This is a genomic window from Paenibacillus oleatilyticus (genome assembly GCF_018998565.1).
GTDB lineage: Bacteria > Bacillota > Bacilli > Paenibacillales > NBRC-103111 > Paenibacillus_G > Paenibacillus_G oleatilyticus.
In genome coordinates, this window is the sequence record NZ_JAHNZO010000112.1 from 1 (window position 1) to 407 (window position 407).

The following is a 407-nucleotide window of genomic DNA, read 5'->3' on the forward strand; positions in this document are numbered from 1 at the left end:
GTACCCCCAGTCCGGGGGGGGGAGGGAAACAGGAGGCGCCGGCGAAGGGTTCCCCCCGGCCGGGTGGCGGCGGGCACCCCGCCGATATTGGCGATGGTCAAGCCCATAAACATGGTCGCCACGGCGCTGGCCTGTTTCTCCTTCGGCACCACGCTGGCGGCCACCACGGAACCGAGACCAAAGAACGCGCCGTGGTTCAGGCTGGTGATGATGCGCGACAGCATCAGGGTGGTGTAGTCAGGCGCAATGGCCGACAACACGTTACCCAGGGTAAAGATCGCCATCAGGAAGATCAGCGCGCTTCTGCGCGCCCGGTGCGAGACCAGCAGCGTCATCAGCGGTGCGCCAACCATCACGCCAACGGCGCAGGCGCTGATCAACATGCCGGCCATCGGGATGGAGACGTC

1 protein-coding gene is annotated in these 407 nt (G+C 66.1%); it reads right to left on the reverse strand.

The window, feature by feature from the left end; all coding sequences use genetic code 11:
• The coding region (locus tag KQX66_RS38875; RefSeq protein ID WP_216798402.1) for an MFS transporter at positions 1-407 on the reverse strand (407 nt) is incomplete at both ends.